Source organism: Microbacterium sp. P2_F9, from assembly GCF_056403635.1.
In genome coordinates, this window is record NZ_JBFUFC010000027.1 from 1 (window position 1) to 20,460 (window position 20,460).

General features: G+C 67.8%; 19 protein-coding genes and 2 tRNA genes. 10 read left to right on the forward strand and 11 right to left on the reverse strand.

Annotated elements, in window-relative coordinates; genetic code table 11:
- From AC1DVT_RS04655 to pknB, 6 genes are all read left to right on the forward strand, one after another.
- A partial coding sequence (locus tag AC1DVT_RS04655; RefSeq protein WP_477386928.1) for an FHA domain-containing protein FhaB/FipA occupies positions 1–362 on the forward strand: 362 nt, incomplete at its 5' end.
- Positions 363–379: 17 nt separating this feature from the next.
- Positions 380–1,615 carry a PP2C family protein-serine/threonine phosphatase gene (locus AC1DVT_RS04660; RefSeq protein WP_477386930.1) on the forward strand — a complete coding sequence of 412 codons (1,236 nt, stop codon included), beginning with the start codon at positions 380–382 and terminating at the stop codon, positions 1,613–1,615.
- Complete coding sequence (locus AC1DVT_RS04665; protein ID WP_477386932.1) at positions 1,612–3,027, forward strand: FtsW/RodA/SpoVE family cell cycle protein; 1,416 nt, start codon at positions 1,612–1,614, stop codon at positions 3,025–3,027. The genes AC1DVT_RS04660 and AC1DVT_RS04665 overlap by 4 nt, the downstream gene beginning before the upstream one ends.
- Before the next feature lie 76 nt (positions 3,028–3,103).
- Positions 3,104–4,561, forward strand: a complete 1,458-nt coding sequence (locus tag AC1DVT_RS04670) for a peptidoglycan D,D-transpeptidase FtsI family protein (protein WP_477386934.1) — start codon at positions 3,104–3,106, stop codon at positions 4,559–4,561.
- The gene (locus tag AC1DVT_RS04675) at positions 4,558–6,258 is read left to right on the forward strand and encodes a serine/threonine-protein kinase (protein ID WP_457099804.1); all 1,701 of its coding nucleotides are present in this window, start codon (positions 4,558–4,560) and stop codon (positions 6,256–6,258) included. Before AC1DVT_RS04670 ends, AC1DVT_RS04675 begins: the two co-directional genes overlap by 4 nt.
- 56 nt (positions 6,259–6,314) lie before the next feature.
- Complete coding sequence (gene pknB / locus AC1DVT_RS04680) at positions 6,315–8,015, forward strand: Stk1 family PASTA domain-containing Ser/Thr kinase (protein WP_477386936.1); 1,701 nt, start codon at positions 6,315–6,317, stop codon at positions 8,013–8,015.
- A 23-nt stretch (positions 8,016–8,038) separates the two neighbouring features.
- Here the strand turns inward: pknB and AC1DVT_RS04685 are convergent, their stop codons facing one another.
- Positions 8,039–8,668: a glutamine amidotransferase-related protein gene (locus AC1DVT_RS04685; protein ID WP_477386962.1), complete on the reverse strand. Its 630-nt coding sequence runs from the start codon at positions 8,666–8,668 to the stop codon at positions 8,039–8,041.
- Positions 8,669–8,849: 181 nt separating this feature from the next.
- Positions 8,850–9,698: a class E sortase gene (locus tag AC1DVT_RS04690; protein ID WP_477386937.1), complete on the reverse strand. Its 849-nt coding sequence runs from the start codon at positions 9,696–9,698 to the stop codon at positions 8,850–8,852.
- Between the two features lie 53 nt (positions 9,699–9,751).
- Between AC1DVT_RS04690 and AC1DVT_RS04695 the strand changes: the two genes are divergently transcribed.
- A complete protein-coding gene (locus tag AC1DVT_RS04695) occupies positions 9,752–9,988 on the forward strand; it encodes a cell division protein CrgA (RefSeq protein WP_477386939.1) in 237 nt (78 codons plus the stop codon).
- Positions 9,989–10,149: 161 nt separating this feature from the next.
- Here AC1DVT_RS04695 and AC1DVT_RS04700 read toward each other — a convergent pair whose 3' ends face one another.
- Positions 10,150–11,070, reverse strand: coding sequence for a rhomboid family intramembrane serine protease (locus tag AC1DVT_RS04700; RefSeq protein ID WP_477386941.1), 921 nt, complete (start codon positions 11,068–11,070; stop codon positions 10,150–10,152).
- Between the two features lie 19 nt (positions 11,071–11,089).
- Positions 11,090–11,647 (reverse strand): peptidylprolyl isomerase, encoded by a 558-nt coding sequence (locus AC1DVT_RS04705; RefSeq protein WP_457099798.1) that lies wholly within the window; start codon positions 11,645–11,647, stop codon positions 11,090–11,092.
- Positions 11,648–11,744: 97 nt separating this feature from the next.
- On the opposite strand from AC1DVT_RS04705, the gene AC1DVT_RS04710 reads away from it, so the two are divergent.
- Positions 11,745–12,257 (forward strand): DNA helicase, encoded by a 513-nt coding sequence (locus tag AC1DVT_RS04710; protein ID WP_457099797.1) that lies wholly within the window; start codon positions 11,745–11,747, stop codon positions 12,255–12,257.
- A 6-nt stretch (positions 12,258–12,263) separates the two neighbouring features.
- Positions 12,264–12,737, forward strand: a complete 474-nt coding sequence (locus AC1DVT_RS04715; RefSeq protein WP_477386943.1) for an aminoacyl-tRNA deacylase — start codon at positions 12,264–12,266, stop codon at positions 12,735–12,737.
- 17 nt (positions 12,738–12,754) lie between these two features.
- On the opposite strand, the gene AC1DVT_RS04720 is transcribed toward AC1DVT_RS04715, so the two are convergent.
- The 4 genes from AC1DVT_RS04720 to AC1DVT_RS04735 all read right to left on the reverse strand — a co-directional run bounded on the left by AC1DVT_RS04720 (position 12,755) and on the right by AC1DVT_RS04735 (position 14,454).
- On the reverse strand, positions 12,755–13,198 hold the full coding sequence (locus tag AC1DVT_RS04720; RefSeq protein ID WP_457099795.1) for an NUDIX hydrolase: 444 nt from the start codon (positions 13,196–13,198) through the stop codon (positions 12,755–12,757).
- An 80-nt stretch (positions 13,199–13,278) separates the two neighbouring features.
- The gene (locus AC1DVT_RS04725) at positions 13,279–13,962 is read right to left on the reverse strand and encodes a Pr6Pr family membrane protein (protein ID WP_477386945.1); all 684 of its coding nucleotides are present in this window, start codon (positions 13,960–13,962) and stop codon (positions 13,279–13,281) included.
- Positions 13,963–14,294: 332 nt separating this feature from the next.
- Positions 14,295–14,367: transfer RNA gene (locus AC1DVT_RS04730), tRNA-Ala, on the reverse strand.
- A 13-nt stretch (positions 14,368–14,380) separates the two neighbouring features.
- Positions 14,381–14,454 (reverse strand) — tRNA-Ile (locus AC1DVT_RS04735).
- A 106-nt stretch (positions 14,455–14,560) separates the two neighbouring features.
- Here AC1DVT_RS04735 and AC1DVT_RS04740 point away from each other — a divergent pair.
- The gene (locus AC1DVT_RS04740) at positions 14,561–15,274 is read left to right on the forward strand and encodes a VIT1/CCC1 transporter family protein (protein WP_477386947.1); all 714 of its coding nucleotides are present in this window, start codon (positions 14,561–14,563) and stop codon (positions 15,272–15,274) included.
- Between the two features lie 25 nt (positions 15,275–15,299).
- Here AC1DVT_RS04740 and AC1DVT_RS04745 read toward each other — a convergent pair whose 3' ends face one another.
- From AC1DVT_RS04745 to gyrB, 3 genes are all read right to left on the reverse strand, one after another.
- On the reverse strand, positions 15,300–15,704 hold the full coding sequence (locus AC1DVT_RS04745; RefSeq protein ID WP_457099792.1) for a DUF3566 domain-containing protein: 405 nt from the start codon (positions 15,702–15,704) through the stop codon (positions 15,300–15,302).
- Positions 15,701–18,262 (reverse strand): DNA gyrase subunit A, encoded by a 2,562-nt coding sequence (gyrA, locus tag AC1DVT_RS04750; RefSeq protein WP_477386949.1) that lies wholly within the window; start codon positions 18,260–18,262, stop codon positions 15,701–15,703. The genes AC1DVT_RS04745 and gyrA overlap by 4 nt, the downstream gene beginning before the upstream one ends.
- Positions 18,263–18,367: 105 nt before the next feature.
- Positions 18,368–20,404, reverse strand: coding sequence for a DNA topoisomerase (ATP-hydrolyzing) subunit B (gene gyrB / locus AC1DVT_RS04755; protein WP_477386951.1), 2,037 nt, complete (start codon positions 20,402–20,404; stop codon positions 18,368–18,370).
- Positions 20,405–20,460 lie beyond the last annotated feature (56 nt).

Here is a 20,460-nt window from a genome sequence, read left to right on the forward strand (position 1 = left end):
CCGTTGCCGCCGCCCCGGCGAAGGCCCCCGCTGCCGCGCCGCCCGCGAAGGGCGGCAAGGCGACGACCGCCACGGTCACGCGCATCATCATCACGAGCGGGCCGAAGTCGGGGCTCGAGCTTCCGCTCGGTACGGAGGCCCTCACGATCGGGCGCTCCAGCGAGTCGGGGCTCGTCATCCGCGACGATTACACCTCGAGCCACCACGCGCGTCTGCTCCTGTGGGGCGAGCAGTGGATGATCCAGGATCTGGACTCGACGAACGGCACCTGGCATGACGGCGCCCGCGTCACCGCGCCCGTCCCCGTCCTCGTGGGCGCGCCGATCAAGGTCGGCGCCACGACGTTCGAGCTGCGGAAATAGCGGCGGTCCCCCGGGAAATGGTCTTCGAAGGCTCGAGCGCTGCGATCTCGCACACCGGCAAGGTGCGCTCCAACAACCAGGACTCCGGCTACGCGGGGTCGAATCTCTTCGTCGTCGCCGACGGGATGGGCGGGCACGCCGGCGGTGACGTCGCGTCGAGCCTGGCGATCGGAAGCCTCGAATCCCTCGACCACCCGTACGAGTCGACCTCGCAGGCCGAGCGAGCACTTCGAGGGGCGATCGCGGATGCCGCGACCGAACTGATCGAGACCGTGCGAATCCATCCGGAGCTCGCCGGCATGGGAACCACAGTGAGTGCGCTCATCATGGTCGACGACTACGCCGTCATCGCGCACATCGGCGACTCCCGGATCTACCTCTATCGCGACGGCACGCTGACGCAGATCACCACGGACCACACCTTCGTGCAGCGACTCGTGGACTCGGGACGCATCACCCCGGAGGAGGCGCGCTACCACCCGCGGCGCTCGGTGCTGATGCGGGTGCTCGGCGACATGGATCCCGACCCCGAACTCGACACGTTCATCATGCCGACCCAGCCGGGCGATCGCTGGCTGCTGTGCTCCGACGGGCTGACCGGCGTCGTCGACGACGCGCACACGGCGCGCGCGATGGGCTTGGGTCTTCCCCCCGGGCGCACCGCGGACAATCTGCTGAAGCAGGCGCTGGATGGCGGTGCGCCCGACAACGTGACGTTGGTCCTCGTCGACGTCGGGGGGCAGCATCCGCTCTTCTCCGGCACGCCCACGGTGGTGGGGTCGGCGTCGAACCCCACGGGCATCGATGTGCCTGCTGCTCGCTCAGGACGCGGCGGCTGGCTGCACCCGGTCCGCCAGGCGGCCAACGAGCCGAGCCACTTCGAGCCGGCGCCCGAATTCCTCGAGGAGCTCATCGAGGAGGACCGGCGGCGTGCGCGCCGGAGGCGCTACGGGTGGATCATCGGAGTCGTTCTCGTGCTCGCGGTTCTGGTGACGGGGCTGTTCTTCGCCTATCAGTGGACCCAGACGCGCTTCTTCGTCGGGGCCGATGAGGACACGGTGGTGATCTACCAGGGCATCCAGCAGGACCTCGGCCCGATCCCGCTGTCGAGCCCCTACCGCGACACCGGCATCCCGCTGGACAGTCTCTCCGACTTCGACCGCGCGACAGTGGAGGCGACGATCTCGGCGCCTTCCCTTGAGGATGCCGAGCAGATCGTCTCCCGCCTGCAAGAGAATGCGGTGAGCCCGTGACCTCCACAGACGCGCGCGGGAAGGGAGCGGCAGCGCCTGCCGCGGAGTCCACCGACACCGCGGTGATCCGGGCGCTGCGACGCATCCGCGTGCCGCAGACGCAGCGCAACCGCGAACTCGCTCTGCTGCTATTCGCGTTCGTCATCAACGCCGCGGCGCTCGCGCTCGTCCAACTGGGCGCCACGGGTGCGATCGACGCGCAGTTCCTGATCTACTGCGGCGGACTCACCGCTCTCGTGGTCGCTCTGCACATCGTGCTGCGGCTGCGCGCCCGGGATGCCGATCCGTTCGTCGTCCCGATCGCCACACTGCTCACGGGCCTCGGCATCGCGATGATCTATCGCATCGACATCGCCATCGATTCGCACGGCTGGGATGCGGCCTCGACCCGCCAGCTCGCGTGGACGGCGATCGCCGTCGTGTCCGCGATCGCGGTGGTCATGGCGCTGCGCAACTATCGCGTGCTGTTCCGCTACACCTACCTCGCGGGCCTGGTCGGCATCCTGCTGCTGATCCTCCCCGTCATCCCCGGCCTCGGGGCCGACGCCAATGCGGACGTCTGGGTCAGGCTCGGCTTCTTCTCCTTCCAGCCCGGCGAGCTGGCGAAGATCGCCCTCGCGATCTTCTTCGCCGGCTACCTGGTGCGCACTCGCGAGAGCCTCAGCTCGGTGGGCACGCGCTTCCTCGGCATGACGTGGCCCCGGGCGCGCGAACTCGGCCCGCTGCTGGTGATCTGGCTCATCTCGCTCGCCATCATCGTGCTGCAGCGCGACCTCGGCACCGGGCTGCTGATCTTCGGCATGTTCGTCGCGATGCTCTACGTCGCGACGGGCAAGACGAGCTGGGTCGTCATCGGCGTCGCGCTCGCGGTCGGCGGCGCGTTCCTCGCGTCGCGGGTGCTGCCCTACGTGCAGGGCCGTTTCACGAACTGGCTGGATGCCTTCAACCCGGCGGTGATCGAAGCCACCGGCGGGAGCTACCAGCTGGTGCAGGGCATTTTCGGCCTCGCGCAGGGCGGCCTCGTCGGCACCGGCCTTGGACAGGGCAGGCCATACCTCACCCCGCTCTCGCAGAGCGATTACATCCTCCCGAGCCTCGGTGAGGAGATCGGGCTGATCGGCGTGTTCGCCATCCTCAGCCTTTACATGGTCTTCGCGAGCCGCGGCATCCGAATCGGGCTGGCCGGGCAGGACGACTTCGGCAAGCTGCTCGCCACCGGCCTCTCCTTCACCATCGCGCTCCAGGTGTTCATCATGGTGGGCGGGGTCACCCGGATCATCCCGCTGACCGGCCTCACCACCCCGTTCCTGGCCGCCGGCGGCTCGTCGCTCGTGGCCAACTGGATCATCGTCGCGCTCCTGCTGCGGATCTCCGACGCCGTCCGCAGCCGCCCCCGGGTGGTGATCGGATGACCAAGGCCCTTCGATACGGTCGCTTCGCGACCTACTCAGGAACCGCCTCACCCGAGGTCTTCGGGAGGTGCGAGTCGTGACGAAAGAACTCCGCCGGCTCAGCATCGTGATGCTGCTGATGTTCGTCGCCCTGTTCGCCTCGATCAGCGTCATCCAGGTCGTGCAGGCCGACAGCCTCGCCCAGGATCCCCGCAACACCCGCGCGCTCTACGACTCCTACGCGGTGCAGCGCGGCTCGATCATCGCGAGCGGGTCGGCGATCGCGGCATCCGTCCCCTCCGACGACGTGTACAGCTGGCAGCGCGTGTACACCGACGCCCCGATGTGGGGCCAGGTCACCGGATGGATCAACCCCGAGCTGGGCTCGGCGACCGGCATCGAGCTGGAGATGAACCAGGTGCTGAGCGGCACCGCCGGCTCCCAGTTCCTCGCGAGCCTGGAGCGGATCGTCACGGGTCAGCCTCCCCGCGGTTCGAACGTCGTGCTGTCGCTGGATGCCGTGGTCCAGCGTGCCGCCTTCGATGCGCTGGGCGGATTGCAGGGCGCCGTGATCGCCATCGAGCCGGCCACCGGGCGCGTGCTCGCCATGGTGTCGAGCCCGACCTTCGACACGAACCTGCTCGCCGCACACGACGCGAAGGCCGTGAACACCTACTACGACCAGCTCGTCGACGATCCGGGCGATCCGCTCGCGAACCGCTCCATCGGCGGAGACCTCAACCCTCCGGGCTCGACCTTCAAGCTCGTCGTGGCGTCGGCCGCGCTGGCGTCCGGCGACTACACCCCGACGTCGGCGCTGCCCAACCCGGCGTCGTACCAGCTGCCGCAGTCGTCGAGCATGGTCTACAACGCGTCGGGCGGCGCGTGCGGCCCCGGCGAGACGGTCACGATCGCCGACGCGCTGCGCCTGAGCTGCAACATCCCGATGGCGGAGCTCGCCGTCCAACTCGGCGACACCGCGATCCGCGAAGAGGCGGAGAAGTACGGCTTCAACCGCTCGTTCGAGCTGCCGCTGGTCTCGACGCCGTCGGTGTACCCGCGCGCACTCGACGACCCGCAGACGGCGCTGACCGGATTCGGCCAAGGCCAGGTGATCGCGACACCGCTGCAGATGGCGATGGTGTCGGCCGGCATCGCAAACGGAGGAATGGTCATGAACCCACGCATGGTCRACCGGGTGGTCGCACCCGATCTCTCGGTGCAGCAGACGTTCGAGGACTCGGAGCTCGGCCGTGCGCTGGATGAGGATCTGGCGGCGCAGATGGTCGCGATGATGATCGCGAATGTCAGTGACGGCGCAGCGTCGGGTGCAAGAATAGACGGCGTCGACGTTGCCGGTAAGACCGGGACCGCGGAGAACGGAACCAATCAGCCATTCACCTTGTGGTTCACGGGCTTCGCTCCCGCAGAGAATCCCCGGGTCGCCGTGGCTGTCGTGGTTGAAGACGGCGGTGGGCAGGGCCAAACGGGCAGCGGCAACACGATCGCGGCACCCATCGCGAAGAAGGTCATGGAGGCGGTGCTGGGAAGATGAGACCGACGCAGGGTGCGACCTTCGGCGGGCGCTACGAACTGGATTCTCGTATCGCCATCGGCGGTATGGGCGAGGTGTGGGAGGCGACCGACCACGTCATCGGKCGGACCGTCGCCATCAAGATCCTCAAAGACGAGTACATGGGCGACCCCGGGTTCCTCGAGCGCTTCCGCGCCGAGGCTCGGCACGCCGCCCTCGTCAACCACGAGGGCATCGCAAGCGTCTTCGACTACGGCGAGGAGAACGGCTCGGCCTTCCTGGTCATGGAGCTCGTCCCCGGCGAGGCACTGTCGACGATCCTCGAACGCGACGGCGAGCTGTCCACCGACAAGACGCTCGACATCGTCGCGCAGACCTCTGCCGCCCTGCAGGCTGCGCACGCGGCCGGACTCGTGCACCGCGACATCAAGCCGGGCAACCTGCTGATCACCCCCGATGGCCGGGTGAAGATCACCGACTTCGGCATCGCGCGCATCGCCGACCAGGTGCCGCTGACCGCCACCGGCCAGGTGATGGGGACCGTTCAGTACCTCTCGCCCGAGCAGGCCTCCGGTCACGCCGCCTCTCCGGCGACGGACACCTACTCGCTCGGCATCGTCGCGTACGAGTGCCTCGCGGGCAAGCGTCCCTTCACCGGCGAGTCCCAGGTCGCGATCGCGATGGCGCAGATCAACGAGCAGCCGCCGCCGCTGCCGCCGACCGTCGCGGTGCCCGTGCAGAACCTCGTCATGGTGATGATCGCCAAGAAGCCCGAAGACCGCCCGGCCTCGGCATCCGTCGTCGCCCGTGCCGCCACCGCACTTCGCCGTGGCGACCTCGCCGCCGCTGCGGCCGCCGTGCCGGCGATCGCGGCGGGAGTCGGCGGCGACGACGCGACCGCGTTGCTCGCGGCGACGCCGACGGCGCTGCTGACCGAGTCGACCGTCCTGGCCGACGGTGAAGAGGAGAAGGGCAAGCGCAGCCCCTGGACGTGGCCGCTGATCGCGCTGATCATCCTGCTGCTGCTCATCCTGGGCGGAACACTCTGGGCGGTGCTGTCCAACCCGGGCGACCGGCGGGAAGAGACGCCGAGCCCGACTCCGAGCCAGTCCGCGTCCGCGACGCCGACGCCGAGCGCCACGCTCATCGATGTCGACGCGCTGGCCCTCGAGGGCCAGGACTGCACCGCGGCGTCCGCCGCGGCCAAGACGGCCGGCGTCGCCGCCGTGTCGTGCGTGGCGGGCAATGCCGCTCCGACCGGCGACCAGGTGAACCAGGTCTACCTCGTCTCACCGAGCGGCCGCATCGATCCGACGCAGCTGCTGACCCTGACCTTCTACTCGGATCAGGTCGCGATGCCGACTCCGTCGGCCCCCGGCCTGGAGGGCGCGGTCGAAACGGCGGCGACGGTCCAGGTGACGTGGACGGGCTACTCCTGCCCAGCCGGTTCGGGTGCCGTCACCTTCTACAATTTCACCGCGACCAATGGTCAGTTCCCGAGCACGGGTCGGTCCGATGCGCCTTTCACGTCCGACAAGCGCAGTGCCGACCTGTTGATCACCGGCAGCGCCGGCGACCCGGTGACCGTGAAGTACACGGTGACGTGCTCCGGCGACGGGGGCGACCGCACCTCCCCGGCCTCGGGCGAGGCGAACGCGCAGATCCAGGCAGTCCCCACACCCGCACCCGACGGCCCCAATCCCACACCCACTCCGTAGCCCGACTCGCGCGCGGTGGTCGGCTAGGCTGAAACCGATCCACCCAGGGAGAGTCCGTGACAGCTGAGCCGCGCGTGCTTTCGGGGCGCTATCGCGTCGATGAGCTCATCGGCCGCGGAGGTATGGCCACCGTGTATCGCGGCTACGACCTCACGCTGKGCCGGAGTGTCGCCGTCAAGGTGCTGCAGCGCGATCTCGCGCTCGACGGCGCCTTCCGCACCCGGTTCCGCCTGGAGGCGCAGGCGGCCTCGCGGATGGCGCATCCCACCATCGTGCGCGTGTACGACGCGGGCGAGGACACCGAGACGGCACCCGACGGGTCGCTTTCCCCGGTGCCGTACATCATCATGGAGCTCGTCCACGGCGCGCTGCTGAAGGACATCATCTCGGCGGGCCCCGTGCCCGTCCCCGACGCGGTCCGCTACGTCGACGGCATCCTGGAAGCGCTCGAGTACTCCCATCGCGCCGGAGTCGTCCACCGTGACATCAAGCCGGGCAACGTGATGGTGACGGATGCCGGGCAGGTCAAGGTGATGGACTTCGGCATCGCCCGGGCCGTCTCGGACTCCTCCTCCACAGTCGCCGAGACGACGCACATCCTCGGCACCGCCGCATACTTCTCACCGGAGCAGGCCAAGGGCGAGCCCGTCGACGCGCGCGCCGACCTCTACTCCGCTGGTGTCGTCCTGTACGAGCTGCTCTCAGGCCGTCAGCCCTTCCGCGGTGAGTCCCCGGTCGCGGTGGCGTACCAGCACGTCAGCGAGACCCCCCTGGCCCCCTCCGAGGTCAACGAGACGGTGCCCCGCGCTCTGGATGCCGTCGCCCTGCGGGCGCTCGCCAAGGACCCGTTCCAGCGATATCAGGATGCCGCCTCGTTCCGCGAAGCGCTCGACGCGACGATCGACGGTCGCACCCCCACCAAGCGCCAGGTCGGCGCTCTCACGAGCGAGCTGTACGGACCCTCGCCACGGCAGGCCGCCGAGACGGCCAGGTCGCTCCGGCAGCTGAGCACCGACACGACCATGAAGCGCACCCAGGCCGGCCCACCGGTCGCCTGGATCTGGGGGGGAGTGGCCCTGCTCGCGGCCGTGCTCATCGGGCTGCTTCTCTGGGTGCTCTGGCTACCCTCTGGCTCCCAGGTGCCGGCGAACTCCCGCATCGTCCCGGATGTCACCGACATCGCCTATGAACGGGCGGAGGAGATCCTCGTCGCCGAGGACCTCGTCGCGTACTCGGTACAGGAGCCCAGCACGGACATCGCTGCCGGCAACGTCATCCGCACCGATCCGGCGGCAGGAACCTCCGTGTCGCGCGGCTACCAGGTGAAGGTCTTCGTCTCGAGCGGTGTGGAGACGGTGGTCGTGCCCACGCTCGTCGGTGTCGGCGAGGACGCCGCCCGCGCCGCGTTGGAGCAGGTGGGGCTCGTCGCCGGGGCCGTCACCCCGCGCAACGACCCGGATCTCGCTGCCGGCACCGTGATCTCGGCGGACGCCGAAGCGGGCGCGGAAGTGCCCCTCGGCACCGTGGTCAACCTCGTCGTCGCGACCGGACAGGTCACGATCGTCGACTACAAGGGCTACACCGTGGACGCCGCGACCACCGCCCTGCAGGCTCCGGAGATCAACCTGACCGTGGAAACCGCCGAGGACGCCACGTGCACCGCGACGGATCCGCGCACCGTGGCGCAGCAGTCGCTGCCACCGGGCGATGTCGCCGTGCACTCGACGATCACCCTGACCTACTGCACCGGCCCCTAGCCCGGTCACACCGAGGGACCGGCTCAGCGGCGCGGGCTCAAGGACGCGCCGCGGGTCGCGGCATCCGGAATCCCCACCGTCTCGAGCCAGTTGCCCAGCAGGCGGTAGCCGCCCTCGGTGAGCACGCTCTCCGGATGGAACTGCACGCCTTCGATCGGCAGGCTGCGGTGCCGCACACCCATGATGACGCCGCTGTCGGTGCGGCTGGAGACCACAAGAGCGGGCGGCAGCGACTCGGGCACGATCGCGAGCGAGTGGTAGCGCGTCGCCGCGAACGGATCGGGCAGCCCCGCATACAGCGCACTGTCGTCATGGTGGACCAGCGAGGTGATCCCGTGCATGAGCTCCGAGGCGTGCTCCACGCGCGCACCGAAAGCCGCGGCGATCGCCTGGTGGCCGAGACACACCCCGAGAAGCGGGATGCCCCGATCCGCTGCCGCCCGCACCACGGCGACCGATGCCCCGGCGTGCTCAGGCGTTCCAGGACCGGGGGAGACGAGCACCGCCTGATACGACGCGATGACGTCGCGCGCGGCCGCAGGGTCGATGTCATCGGACTCGACGAGGTCGGTGTCGGCGCCGAGTTCGTGGAGGTAGCCGACCAGGGTGTGCACGAAGCTGTCGTGATTGTCGACGACCAGGATCCGGGTCACCGCTGCGCCCGCGTCACTCCACCGCGTCACTCCACCGTGACTTCCGTCGGGTCGACGATGTGACTCACCCACGGGAAGACCCAGAAGAGCAGGGCGTACAGGACGGCCGCCAGCAGCAGGATCAAGATGATGATCCTCAGCCACACGGGACCGGGGAGAATGTGCCAAAGTCCGGCGTACATCAGCTGGTCACCCCCTGGGTCAGTGCGAGCGGGGCCCCCGCTGTGCGCGGGGTGTACGCCTCGAAGACGCTGAACGCGACGATCCGCTCGGCTTTGGAGAACATCGGGCTGCAGCTCGTCATCGTGAGGTACTGCCCGTCCGCCGAGACACCGGTCTCCTGCGGAACCGGCGCGAGCACCTCGACGGCGTCGGGCTTCACGTATTCGAGAGTGCGGAATCGGTACGTGTACCAGCCATCGGGGGTCTCGATCACGATGGCATCGCCGACGTGCAGCGATGCGATCTGGTTGAAGGGCTTGCCGAAGGTCGTGCGGTGCGCCGCGACCGCGAAGTTGCCCATCTCGCCGGGCATCTGCGTGCCGGGGTAGTGCCCGACGCCGATGTCATCGAGGGTGTTCTCGCGGGTGACCCCGCCGGCCACCGGGAAGGCATAGTCCGCGCCGAAGCGGGGGATGTGCATCGTGCCGAAGATCTCGGCGTCGGCCGGCTGCGGCAGGATGACCGGCTCGACGGCGGCGGGCGTGGGCTCGGCGGAGCCGGAAGCCGTCGGCGAAGGAGTGGGGGATGCCGTGGCCGACGCCTCGTACTCCTGCTGCCACTCCTCGCTGAGCGAGTGTGCATCGGCCGTGCGCTGCGCGCCGTAGATCACATCGCCGATCCACAGCTGCCAGACGACGTAGAGCAGAGTCACGACGCCGACGGTGAGAAGGATCTCGCCCAGCACGCCGATGACCGAGGCTCGTCGACGCGGGCGCACGGCGCGCGCCGACCGGTCGCGCTTGCCGGGATCGGCGTCGGGCGCGCCGGAGGCCTCCCCGTCCGGGGTGGGGCTCGCCGCGTCATCCACAGGTGGATTCTAGTCAGCGGAGGCTGGTGCCCGGCTGGCAGTAGACTGGTCCCATGGCACGATCTGGCAAGGACGAGGAGCTCGTCGAGCGCAGCGAGGGCGAAGCGGCCCCCAATCCCGTCTGGTTCAAGCCCGTGATGATCGGCCTCATGCTGGTCGGGCTCGTGTGGGTGCTGGTCTTCTACCTGAGCGGGATGAACTACCCGATCCCCGGCATCGGCGCGTGGAACCTGGTCATCGGGTTCGGCATCGCCTTCGTCGGCTTCCTCATGACCACCCGCTGGCGCTGAGCACCGGCATCCGACAAACCACCGGCCGAGACGCACACCGCGTCTCGGCCGTTTTCTTTGCCCACGGACCGGTAATTACACCGGTGTGATTCATCCCCAGGTGGGGATAGATCTGTGGATAACTTTCGCGGGGCAAGGTCCAGTAGGCCGCCGAGGGCGACCTACGTGTACAGCAGTGGCGGGATGACGAGCAGGGCGAGCAGTCCCACGCCGACGCCGACGAGCAGCCAGATCTGCGTCGCGCGCCGCTCCACCGTGCGGGTGCGCGCGTAGATCAACCCCACCAGCGCACCGGTCAGCAGCCCGCCCAGGTGCGCCTGCCACGACACCTGGATCGCCGCGAGCGCCTCGGTGAACGACCCACGTCCGATGCTGCTGATCAGGGCCACCGCGAACGGGTAGAGGAAGTTGATGCCGATGACGATCGCGATGTTCCGGATGTTCGCGCCGATGTGGCGTCCGATCACGAGCAGCGCTCCGAAGAGCCCGAAGATGGCGCCGGATGCCCCGACCACCCAGACCCCTGGCGCGAGCAGTGCGACCGCGACGGATCCGCCTATGCCGCTCAGCAGGTACAGCACCACGAACCGCCAGCGGCCGAGCAGGGGTTCGAGGCTTCGCCCGATCATCCACAGCGCGAGCATGTTGAAGCCGATGTGGAAGATTCCATCGTGGACGAACACCGAGGTGAGCATCCGCCACGGCTGCAGCGGAAGGGGGCCGCCCGGCCACACGAAGTAGCTGTTGAACGCCAGCCACGCCTCCACCGGAAATCCAGGGATCAGCTGCAGCGCGTAGACCACGGCCGTCGCGCCGATGATGGCGTACGTCGCGAGCGGCCTCGAGTCGGAAAGGGCCACCGGCCGAGGCCGGTACGCCCGTTTCTCGKCCTTCTTCTGGGCGTCGGACTGCGCCTTCTGCTGATCGCGCATGCACTCAGGGCAGATCACCCCGACCGCGCCCTGGGTCTGACACTCCGGGCAGATCGTCCGCAGGCATCGCTGGCACAGCACGAAGCTCACCCGGTCGGGGTGGCGGTAGCAGAAGTTATCGCTGTTGCGACGGAAGGCTGCCGTGGTCACGGGCGGGGTGCGATGCGCCCTATGCCGCGACGACGTCGACCGACTGGAGCACGACCGGCTCGATGGGTCGGTCTCCCGAAGCGGTCGGTACGGCGCCGAGAGCGTCCACGACAGCGCGCGACGCGTCGTCCGCGACCTCGCCGAAGATGGTGTGCTTGCCCTGCAGCCATGGTGTGGGATCGGTGGTGATGAAGAACTGCGAGCCGTTGGTGCCCTCGACCGCGCCGGTGAGCGCGTTGCGGCGGAGGCCGGCGTTCGCCATCGCGAGGATGTACGGCTTCTGGAAGTTCAGTTCCGGGTGGATCTCGTCGTTGAAGGTGTAGCCGGGGCCGCCGGTGCCCTGACCGAGCGGGTCGCCGCCCTGGATCATGAAGCCCGGGATGATCCGGTGGAAGATGATGTCCTGGTAGAGGGGCCCTGTGCCGGGCTTGCCGGTCGCGGGATCCTTCCACTCGCCGGTGCCGTCGGCGAGGCCGACGAAGTTCTTCACCGTTCGAGGGGCGTGGTCTCCGAAGAGATTGACGACGATGTCGCCGTGGTTCGTGTGCAGGGTGGCAACCGCGGTGTGCTGAGGCATAACGCTCATTCTCTCAGAGTTCCATGGGAACCCTTCCGTTGTGGTCGTGGTCTGGCAATATGGACAGAACCACACCCCCATCGACAGGGAGGGCCCCGTGAGCCTCAGCCGCAAGCGCAAGAAGGAACTTCGCAAGCTGCAAGACCAGGCAGCGAAGCTGTGGGAGTCGCAGCAGGTGCTCGTCGGCGATGCCGCGGGCGTTGCTCGCGAAGCACGCCGTCAGCTCGGCAACTACCGCCGCGAGCAGCTGGTCCCGCAGGTCGAGTCCGCGTACGGCCGCTACGCCGCACCGTACGTCGACAAGGGCGTCACCGTGTCGCGAAATGTCATCAACGACACCCTCGCACCGGCCGCCAGTGCGGTCGTCGGCTCGGCGCTCTCCGTACTGGACGCTGCGAACGACACCCGTCACAAGCTCAACGCCAGCCGGGGCATTCACCTCCCGGTCTTGGCTCCGCCCAAGAAGAGCGGGATCGGCGCCGGCGGCGTCGTCGCGATCATCTTCGGTGTGGCTGCCGCCCTCGGAGTCCTCTACGCGGCATGGCAGACGCTGCGGGCGGATGACGAGCTCTGGGTTGCAGACGACCCGCTGCGTGCACCCGACGCCTGATCCCCGGTGACCGACGCCCACGCGCGCGTCAGAGATGCGGCATCCGCTCGCGGACTGACGATCGACATCCGCGAGCGCCCGGCGGCCAACAGCCTGCCTGAGGCGGCCGCGCTGCTGGGGATCCCGGCATCCGGCATCGTGAAGACTCTCGTGGTCAAGCGCAGCGACGACACCTACCTGTTCGCGCTCGTGCCTGGAGATCGTGCGATCTCATGGCCGAAGCTGCGGGCGGTGGTCGGCGTGAACAAGCTGCAGCTGCCTGATCCGCAGCGCGCCCTCGCGGCCACCGGCTATGAGCGCGGCACGATCGTCCCGATCGGGAGCTCGACGGAGTGGCCGATCTATGCGGACGAGCGGATCGTCGGCGAGCGGATCGCGATGGGCGCCGGCGCCCACGGGTACAGCCTCTTCGTCGAGGCCGACGACCTGATCGCCGCGTATGGCGCGACGGTCGCGGACATCTCACAGTCCATCGAGTAGGGCTCGTGGAGCGCGGGTCAGCTCGCAGCGGCGGGGCGATCGATKCCGGCGAACCGCAGGCCGACGTCCACGAGCTTGACGCGGTGCAGCGCGTGGACGCTCTCGAGCGGAAACCACTCGGCGCGGTCGGTGGAACCGTCCGCCTCGTTGCGCAGGTGGCCACCGGTGACGGTTGCGCGGTACACGATCCGCAGCGCATGCAATGGCCCTGAGGCATCCGGTGTCAGCCGGTGAGCCAGGGGAATGACACGGGAGTCGACCCCGATCAGCCCGTCCAGCACGACCTCGTACCCCGTCTCCTCGTGCACTTCGCGACGGGCGGCGCCCTCCGGGTCCTCGCCGGGATCGAGTCCACCACCGGGCAGAGTCCACCCGGAGCGGCCGCCCTCATTCCAGTGCGCAAGGAGGATCCGGCCGTCGTCGTCGGTGATGACGGCGTAGGCCGCGACCCTGATGTCCATGCCTCACCCTATCCAGGCGCCGGTCGTGACGAGACCCGAGACCCCGCCGGGTGGCGGGATCTCGGGCCACGGACTGCTGGTCAGGCCTGCAGTGCGCCAACAGGTTCGGCGGCTGCCTCGCGGGCGATTGCGCGCCGCTCGCGGAAGCGTCCGATGGCGATGGTGATCGCCCCGATGGCGGCGAGCATGCCCGTGAGCACCACGATGTATGTGAACGCGGATGCCCACCCCCCGGCGCCGTGCGGGTCGAGGAATCCGTAGGGATACCACCAGGGGTTCGAGCCGAAGGGGTCGGAAATGAGTTCCCCGCGGATCATCGTGTAGGTGATCCACGCGATCGGATAGCCGACGATCACGAAGAGGGTCTTCCAGGGAAGGCCACGGCGCCGGGTCGCGAAGAGCAGGTCGACAAGGAGATAGAGCGGCAGGACGACGTGCAGCACCTCGGTGGCCCAGTGATCCAGGAAGGAGATGGCCGGCGCGTCTGCGAGCGCGAGCTCACTCGGGCCTCCCCGCAGCAGCACGTTGAACACGACGCCGAGCAGCAGCATCGGTCCGGTGACGACAGCCAGCCCGAGCGCGACCGCGAATGGTTCGCGGGACGTGCCCGGATGCCGCATCGACCACACCGCGGCCGCTGTCAGCGCGATGATGCTCAGCGTCGTCGTGACGATCGTGAACAGGCTGAAGTAGTTCGCCAGGACCAGCCCGAGGTCCTTTCCCTCCCGTGTGGCTCGATCGACGTTGACGATGAATCCCGCCACAACCCCCGAAAGACCCGCCGCCCCCGCAGCGAGCCTTATCCATGACCAATGCATCATGATCCCCTTTCGCGTCGGACGAGGTGTACGACGTCTTGAGGATTTATAGCGTCTCGAGCCGCTCCGGCGCTGAGATCCTGTGGCTGAGGAAGGAAGGACCGCGAAGGAAGTCGGACATTCTTTGTGAAGTAGCTACAGTGTGTCCCCCCATTGGGGGACGAGATTGTGAGGGTTTCCCCAAGTTCCTTCGATCCGGACCGAGAAAATGGCCTCTGACCTGGGAAATACCGCCTAAAACGGCAGAAGCGCCAGCCGGGGGCTGGCGCTTCACACTGTGGAGCCTAGGAGATTCGAACTCCTGACATCCTGCTTGCAAAGCAGGCGCTCTACCAACTGAGCTAAGGCCCCGGGGCTTTTGGGGTGGGGCTACCAGGACTTGAACCTGGGACCTCTTCATTATCAGTGAAGCGCTCTAACCGCCTGAGCTATAGCCCCGATCGCTGCGACGCGAACGTCGGCAACCTCCAAGACTTTACCTGACGCGCGGCGTTTTCTCGAATCGAGCGGCCCGTGGGGGCTCGCGCGATGCTTGACTGAGCAGATGGACCAGGCGCATCCGGGCGAGGCTCACTCGAACGGCCTCGGCCAGCGTCTCAACTGGCTGCGCGCGGGAGTGCTGGGCGCGAACGATGGGATCGTCTCGATCGCATCCCTCTTGGTCGGCGTCGCCGGAGTGACAACGGCGACGCCTGCCCTGCTGACCGCTGGGATCGCCGGCCTCGTCGGCGGCGCGATCTCAATGGCTCTYGGCGAGTATGTGTCGGTCAGCAGCCAGCGCGACACGGAGCGGGCGCTCATCGCCAAGGAGCGGCGCGAACTGCATGAGATGCCGCAGGAGGAACTGGAGGAGCTGACCCAGCTCTACCGAGATCGCGGACTTTCGGATGCCACGGCCCGCAGTGTGGCGCTCGAGCTGACCGCGCACGACGCGCTTTCCGCCCACCTCGAGGTCGAGCTGCACATCGATCAGGACGATCTCGTCAATCCGTGGCACGCGGCGCTGTCCTCCGCGATCGCGTTCACCCTGGGCGCCCTGCTGCCGCTGCTCGCCATCCTGCTTCCGCCGCCGGAGTGGCGCATTCCGGTGACGTTCGTCGCGGTGCTGGTCGCCCTCGCGGTAACGGGAACGGTATCGGCCCAACTGGGCGGAGCCCCGAAGGGACGCGCTGTGCTGCGACTCGTCGTCGGCGGTGGACTCGCTCTGGCCGCCACCTGGCTGATCGGCACCCTGCTGGGCACGACCGGCATCGTCTGAGCCGCGCGGATGCGCGGCACGCGTGCTAGTTGGAGGTGAACCCGACCAGCAGCCCGCCGGTGACCTTGACCGCGAGATTGTAGATGCCCGCGACGACGGCCCCGAGCACGGTGACGACGATCAGGTTGAGGATCGCGATGATGGCCGCGAACGCCATCACCTGGGGCAGCCCGACGAAGGCGGAGATCGAGATTCCGCCATCGGAGATGCTCTGGAAGAAGTCGTCGAAGCGGGCGATGAGCCCGGTGGTCTGGATGACCATGAAGACCAGGAAGAACGAGACGACGGTGACGACCGCGAGCGCGACTGCCGCGAGGAAGGACAGCTTCACAGCCGACCAGAAGTCGATGTAGACCAGGCGCAGGCGCACCTGCTTGGCGCTGGTCTTGCTGCTGGACTTCTTGGCGAGCTTGTCGGCTACGGTGCTCATGCGTCAGTACTCTCTTCGGGGATCTCGGGCGAAGCCTCGGGGGTGGCGACCTCGGCGTCCTCGGCTGCCTCGGCTGCTTCCGTCAGGCCTCGCTCGCCGTTTCTGGCGATCGCGATGATGCGATCAGCGTCATCAGCCCGGGCGAAGACGACACCCATGGTGTCGCGACCCTTGGCAGGCACCTCGGCCACGGCAGAGCGTACCACCTTGCCGCTGGCAAGAACCACCAGGACCTCGTCGTCCTCCGCGACGATCAGACCGCCCGCGAGAACGCCGCGATCGTCGCTCAGCTTGGCCACCTTGATGCCGAGTCCACCCCGGCTCTGCGACCGGTACTGGCTGACATCGGTGCGTTTCGCGTACCCCGCTTCGGTGACCACGAACACATAGCCGTCGTCCTTGAGCATCGATGCCGAGAGCAGACTGTCGTGCCCGCGGAAAGACATTCCCTTGACGCCTTCGGTGGAGCGGCCCATCGGTCGGAGGGCCTCGTCGGTCGCGGTGAACCGCAGCGACATACCGTGCCGGCTGATGAGGAGGATGTCGTCCCCCTCGTCGACGAGCATCGCGCTCACGACCTCGTCGTCCTCGCGCAGCTTGATCGCGATGACGCCGCCTTGACGGTTGGTGTCGTACTCGGTGAGGCGGGTCTTCTTCACGAGACCGCTGTGGGTCGCCAGGACGAGATAGGTCGCGACCTGGTAATCGCGGATGTCGAGCACCTGCGCGATCTCCTCGCCGGGCTGGAAAGCCAGGAGGTTCGCGACGTGCTGACCCTTGGCATCCCGTCCCGCCTCCGGGACTTCGTAGGCCTTGCAGCGGTAGACCCGGCCCTTGGTCGTGAAGAAGAGCAGCCAGTGGTGGGTGGTGGTGACGAAGAAGTGCTCGACGACGTCGTCGGCGCGCAGCTGCGCACCCTTGACGCCCCGGCCGCCGCGGTGCTGCTGGCGGTAGTTGTCGCTGCGCGTGCGCTTGATGTAGCCGTTGCGCGTGACGGTGAGGACCATCTCCTCCTCGGGGATGAGGTCTTCCACCGACATGTCGCCGTCGTAGCCGGGCATGATCGCCGTGCGGCGCTCGTCGCCGAACTTCGTGACGATCTCGACGAGCTCGTCGCGGATGATCGTCCGCTGCCGGGCCGGCGTCGCGAGGATGTCCTTGAAGTCCTCGATCTGCAGTTCCAGCTCGGCGGCCTCGTCGATGATCTTCTGGCGCTCGAGGGCCGCGAGCCGGCGCAGCTGGAGGGCGAGGATCTCATCGGCCTGCCCCGAGTCGACGTCGAGCAGGGTCATCAGACCGGTCCGCGCTTCATCGGCGGTCGCGGAGCGGCGGATCAGCGCGATGACCTCATCCAGCGCGTCGAGCGCCTTGAGGTAGCCGCGCAGGGTGTGCATGCGGCGCTCGGCCCGGCGCAGCCGGAAGTCCGTGCGGCGGACGATGACCTCGATCTGGTGGTCGATCCAGTGCGTGATGAAGCCGTCGAGCGGCAGCGTGCGGGGCACGCCGTCGACGATCGCGAGCATGTTCGCGCCGAAGTTCTCCTGCAGCGAGGTGTGCTTGTACAGATTGTTGAGCACGACCTTGGCGACGGCATCCCGCTTGAGCACAATTACCAGGCGCTGCCCGGTGCGGCCGGAGGTCTCGTCGCGGATGTCGGCGATGCCGGTGATGCGCCCCTCACGGGCGAGGTCGGCGATCTTCACCGCGAGGTTGTCGGGGTTCACCTGATAGGGCAGCTCGGTGATCACGAGGCACGTCCGGCCCTGGATCTCCTCGACGTTCACCACCGCGCGCATCGTGATCGAGCCGCGTCCGGTGCGGTACGCGTCCGCGATGCCCCGGACGCCCAGGATCTGCGCGCCGGTCGGGAAGTCGGGACCCTTGATGCGCTGCATCAGGGCTTCGAGGAGCTCCTCGCGCGAGGCATCCGGGTTCTCCAGCGCCCAGAGGGCGCCCTCGGAGACCTCGCGCATGTTGTGCGGCGGGATATTCGTGGCCATGCCGACGGCGATGCCGACGGACCCGTTGACCAGAAGGTTCGGGAAGCGCGCCGGCAGGACGACCGGCTCCTGGGTCTGCCCGTCGTAGTTGTCCTGGAAGTCGACGGTCTCCTCTTCGATGTCGCGCACCATCTCGAGCGCGAGCGGAGCCATCTTGGTCTCGGTGTACCGCGGGGCGGCGGCGCCCTGGTTGCCCGGGGAGCCGAAGTTGCCCTGCCCGAGGGCGAGCGGGTAACGCAGCGCCCACGGCTGCACGAGCCGGACGAGGGTGTCGTAGATCGCGGTGTCGCCATGGGGGTGGTACTGACCCATGACCTCGCCGACGACACGGGCGCACTTCGAGAACGACTTGTCGGGGCGATAGCCGCCGTCGTACATCGCATAGATGACACGGCGATGCACGGGCTTCAGGCCGTCGCGCACATCGGGAAGCGCCCGGCCCACGATGACGCTCATCRCATAGTCGAGGTAGCTGCGCTGCATCTCCGACTGGAGATCTACCGGCTCGATGCGGCCGTGCGGATCAGATGCCACGGCGCCGTCGGATGCGTCAGTCATTTCGTTCTCTCAGTCGTCTTCTCATAGGAGCCCGCAGCCGGGCTCGTTCGTCTGACTCGGCTCGCTCGACCAGCGCTCGCGCGCGGTGCGAAGCGGGCCGGGCGGCTAGATGTCGAGGAAGCGGACATCCTTCGCGTTCTTCTGGATGAACTGGCGCCGGGATTCGACATCTTCGCCCATCAGCGTCGTGAAGATCTCGTCAGCCGTCACCGCGTCGTCGATGGTGACCTGACGAAGCGTGCGGGATGCCGGATTCATCGTGGTCTCCCACAGCTCCTTGTCGTTCATCTCGCCGAGACCCTTGTACCGCTGGATCGCGTTGTCCTTCGGAATCCGCTTGCCGCTGGCGACCCCGTCGGCCAGCAGTGCGTCACGCTCGGCGTCGCTGTAGACGTATTCGTGTGCGGAGTTCGACCACTTGATCCGGTACAGCGGCGGCATCGCGAGGTAGACGTAGCCCGCCTCGATGAGTCCGCGCATGTAGCGGAACAGCAGCGTCAGCAGCAGCGTCGTGATGTGCTGCCCGTCAACGTCGGCATCGGCCATCAGGACGATCTTGTGGTACCGCGCCCTGCTGACGTCGAAGTCCTCGCCGACGCCGGCGCCGAAGGCCGCGATCATCGCCTGGATCTCGTTGTTGCCGAGGGCGCGGTCGAGCCGAGCCCGTTCCACGTTGAGGATCTTGCCGCGAAGCGCGAGGATCGCCTGCGTGTGCGGGTCACGACCCTGCACGGCCGAGCCACCGGCCGAGTCGCCCTCGACGAGGAAGATCTCGCTCAGCGACGGGTCCTTGCTCGTGCAGTCCTTGAGCTTGTCGGGCATCGACGCGCTCTCGAACACGCTCTTGCGGCGAGCGGTCTCGCGCGCCTTGCGCGCGGCCAGCCGTGCGGTCGCCGCGTCGATCGCCTTGCGCACGACGAGCTTGGCCTGCGCCGGGTTGCGCTCGAACCAGTCGCCGAGCTGATCGCCGACCACCTTCTGCACGAACGCCTTCGCCTCGGTGTTGCCGAGCTTCGTCTTGGTCTGGCCCTCGAACTGCGGCTCGGAGAGCTTCACTGAGAGGACCGCCGTCAGGCCCTCGCGCACATCGTCGCCGGAGAGGTTCTCGTCCTTCTCCTTCAGCAGGTTCTGCGCTCGGGCGTACTTGTTGACCAGAGTCGTCAGCGCGGCACGGAATCCCTCTTCGTGCGTGCCACCTTCATGGGTGTTGATGGTGTTCGCGTATGTGAAGACGTTCTCGGTGTAGCTCGTCGTCCACTGCATCGCGAGCTCGAGCGCGATCTTGCGATCGGTGTCCTCGGACTCGACCTCGATGATCTGGTCGTTGACGACATCCGCGTGCCTTATGCGATTGAGATGTTCGACGTAGTCGACGAGTCCGCGCTCGTAGAGGAACGAGTCGTGCGGCTGCTGCAGCACGAGAGTGCCGCTCTCCTCGACTTCGATCGCTGCCGAGGGTCGCTCGTCGACGAGATCGATCCGCAGCCCCTTGTTCAGGAAGGCCATCTGCTGGAAGCGGGTGCGCAGCGTGTCGTAGTCGAATTCGACGGTCTCGAAGATTCCGGCATCCGGCCAGAACGTGATCGTCGTTCCGGTCTCGCTGCTCTCCTCGCCGCGTTCGAGCGGGGCCTGAGGCTCGCCGCCGTCGCGATACGACTGACGCCAGACGTATCCCTGGCGCCGCACCTCGACCTCGAGGCGAGTGGAGAGGGCGTTCACGACCGAGGAGCCGACGCCATGCAGACCACCGGAGACCGCGTAGCCGCCGCCGCCGAACTTTCCGCCGGCGTGCAGCACCGTGAAGACCACCTCGACGGTGGACCTGCCTTCGCTCTTGTGGATGTYGACCGGGATGCCTCGGCCGTTGTYGATGACCCGCACGCCGCCGTCCGGCAGGATCGTGATGTCGATGGTGTCGCAATAGCCGGCGAGGGCTTCATCGACCGAGTTGTCGACGATCTCGGACACGAGGTGGTGGAGGCCGCGCGGGCCGGTCGAGCCGATGTACATGCCGGGGCGCTTGCGGACCGCTTCCAGGCCCTCGAGCACTTGAATCGAGTCTGCGCCGTAATCACTCAGAGGCTTGTTCGGAGCGGGCGATGCGGAATGTCCGGCGGCGCTATCGGGATTCACGGACGTCATATGTTCTCGAACGCTCCAGTCGGTCGTCGGGGGTAGCTCCAGTCTACCAAGAAGAC